Origin of the sequence: Pseudoruminococcus sp., assembly GCF_047012705.1 — a bacterium.
In the GTDB taxonomy this organism is placed as follows: Bacteria; Bacillota; Clostridia; order Oscillospirales; family Acutalibacteraceae; genus Pseudoruminococcus.
The window spans coordinates 1-2796 of sequence record NZ_JBKXNW010000052.1 but is presented as its reverse complement, the minus strand read 5'-3'; the positions used below and the strand labels follow the sequence as shown (position 1 = coordinate 2796).

Here is a 2796-nt window from a genome sequence, read left to right as displayed (position 1 = left end):
CTCCTTTGTAAATTCAGCGTATGCCTTAGACACTGTGCTGTTTGGCTCATAAGCAAAAATGCTCTTGCCTTTGGAAGAAGTTTCTGCGGCTTTTACAGCAATCGGAATAGATGTGCGATACAGCTTAATCTGATTTCCGAAATTCTCCCGCAACGCTTCCACCGTACTTTTGGCGAGGTTTGTGCGATTATCCACCAAAGTGAGAAGCATACCGTCTATCTTAATGTCCTGATTGATATACTTCCTGACTTTTGAAATGGTCTGCACAAGCTGGGTCATACCCTTAGCCGGCAAATACTGTGCCTGCACCGGAATAATCACGCTGTCTGCCGCAGATAGAGCATTGAGTGTTACCATACTCAGTGAGGGCATACAGTCAATCAGAACAAAATTATATCTGTCTTTGACCTGACTTAAATAATTCCTCAAAGTGGTTTCTCTGCTCATAGCGTTCATTAGGTTATATTCCATCGCCGAAAGTTCAAGGTTCGCCGGTAAAAGGTCAACACCTTCCTCGTGGTGCAGGATACCGTCTGTCGGGTCATTCATCGTTTCACTAATCACATCTGTAAGTTTCGTTGCAAGCGTGATACCCAAGTTGTCAGTATCTCTCCAACCGAGACAGGTGGTTAAATCTCCCTGTGGGTCTGCGTCAATGAGCAAGACTTTCTTACCCTGCATTGCAAGCCCAACGCCAAGATTAACCGTTGTCGTTGTCTTTCCGACTCCGCCTTTTTGATTGCATATGGCAATCGTTTTGCAGTTTGACACCTCTTGCGTCCTCCTTTCAAGTTATTCATAGCCAATAGAAACGGCTATGTACTTGACCGTTTCATTTCCTAAACGGTCGTGGCAATATTTATTCTCAATATCCCTTGCCAAGCATATCGCTTTCGGGAAGTCGTTAAGGAACAGGTTGCTTATCTGTATCATAGGAATCTAACCTCTGCCGGGTACTCCGCCAGCTCCGTAGAGAAGTATCATTATCTTTCTGACTGTCATCGCCATATCGGTTGCAATCCGATACTCATAGCAGGAGTTCTCGCTGTTCTGAAATTTTCAGAAGTTTCGGCGTACCCACTAAAGTGGCTATCATCAGAATTAAAGTCTTAACGACCTGTGTATTCAGTTGTCAAAGAACAAGTGAAAAGGCTTCCGTTTTCATCATCAGGAATTAACCCCTTCACTCATTGCACAAAAGGCTTCATTTTGGACACCCAAAATCGCTGCTTTTCCGAAAAAAATTTCAAAAAATTTTTGACAACAAAAAAATCCGCCTGTTTCGGTTAAAAAACAGACGGCATAAATGCTTGAAATTATTTGATTTTCAGTTTCTTTTTCTTTGCGGACAGCACTTTCAGAAGAACTTCATCTACTGCGTCGGTGTATCTTCCTTGTACTATGAGGTTATTTTTCAGATTGATAAGCGACTGTATCACTCTGCTTTGCTCATCATCGGTTAGGTAAATGTGATATTTCTTTTCTCTCATCGGCTGTTCCTCCAGTTCTTAAATATTTTCCTGATTATCTTAACATCTTCTTCTGTATCGGAAGATATAAATATATGTACGCTCTGAAATGCTGCTTTGATACGCTGTGCATATTCGGGTTCCACTTCGTTTGGCTTCATCGGCAACTTAATGAGTTTGATTCCACGTTGTTTACAGAGATGTTCCTTTAGTATATCTATCTTCTCCGAGTCCGTATTCACTTGAATGGCAACCTGCTCCAGTGGAATATATACATCAAGTGGAATGCCGAATAACCTATCAGAGCCAAGTTCAACTTTCAATCCTTTCAAATTGGCATAATAACTGATTGCAAGAGCCGGGAACAATGACAGATACTCCTGCTCACACATCCTGCACCCTTTTCCAAGAACAGTACGCTCGTTTATCTTCATACTCCAAGAATGACCGTATCTGCATTTCCACCACGCTCTCTTTGCCGAATTTCTTGAAACTTCTGTCGGTTTTAACTTGTTTAATTCATAATCCCACTCAACAAGTAATTCTCTATCAGTTGTTGCAAGGTCATTGCATCCGGCAAGCACTGCCCTTTCTGCACACACGGGACATACCGTTCCTTTCACACGGGCATTGATAACTGATTTCCACTCGCTACCGCATTTACCGCATCTCCACCAGACATTTTTCCTCGACTTTGCATTGACCTCATTCGGTTTCAGAGGAAAATTCTTCTCTGACCATTCCTCGGCTATCTGTGGGTGTGTACTTTTCAGGTCATTCTTTCCTTTTATGAATGTATATCCACTGCAACAAGGGCATTTACTACCACCTGAGCGTGTAGAGATAAGCGTATTCCATTCATAACCGCAGGTTCTGCACTTCCACCAAGCCTTGCTGTTTGCAAACGCCATAACTTCGGTAGGCTTCTTTTCATTTTTGTCCGACCATTCTGCTGCTACTTCCGGCAATACTGTTGCAAGGTCATTAAATCCTGCAAGCACTTTGTTATGGGAGCAGTACGGGCAACCTGTTCTATTGATGGTTCTGCTCTTTACAGTGGCTATCCATTCGTGTCCTAATTTACATTTCCATATCACTTTCTTGTGTGAGCCGATAGATACCTCTGTCGGTTTGATTTTATTTTTCTCAGACCATTCAGAAGCCAATTCCGACTTCAATGTACTTAAATCATTAATGCCCGTGACTACTCTTGCACCTGAACATATCGGGCATTTCTCGCCGTTGGAACGAGCCTTTACGCTTGTTTCCCACTCGTGACCGCAAGCACCTTTCCACCATACTTTCTTATTCGAGCCGAAAGTTATGC

General features: G+C 42.7%; 4 protein-coding genes. All 4 read right to left on the bottom strand.

All coding sequences use genetic code 11. From position 1 onward, the window contains the following. On the bottom strand, positions 1 to 771 hold a 771-nt coding region (locus ACLU24_RS14610), incomplete at its 3' end, for a ParA family protein (RefSeq protein WP_412613363.1). A gap of 21 nt (positions 772 to 792) precedes the next feature. Then, positions 793 to 933 carry a hypothetical protein gene (locus ACLU24_RS14605; protein ID WP_412613361.1) on the bottom strand — a complete coding sequence of 47 codons (141 nt, stop codon included), beginning with the start codon at positions 931 to 933 and terminating at the stop codon, positions 793 to 795. Between the two features lie 383 nt (positions 934 to 1316). After that, positions 1317 to 1490, bottom strand: a complete 174-nt coding sequence (locus ACLU24_RS14600; RefSeq protein WP_004611713.1) for a hypothetical protein — start codon at positions 1488 to 1490, stop codon at positions 1317 to 1319. Continuing rightward, the coding region (locus ACLU24_RS14595) for a zinc-ribbon domain-containing protein (RefSeq protein WP_412613360.1) at positions 1487 to 2796 on the bottom strand (1310 nt) is incomplete at its 5' end. The genes ACLU24_RS14600 and ACLU24_RS14595, both read right to left, overlap by 4 nt.

What these genes read in the sequence shown, in the direction of transcription:
- ACLU24_RS14605 (WP_412613361.1), bottom strand. Translation starts at nt 933, where the DNA reads ATGATACAGATAAGCAACCTGTTCCTTAACGACTTCCCGAAAGCGATA.
- ACLU24_RS14600 (WP_004611713.1), bottom strand. Translation starts at nt 1,490, where the DNA reads ATGAGAGAAAAGAAATATCACATTTACCTAACCGATGATGAGCAAAGC.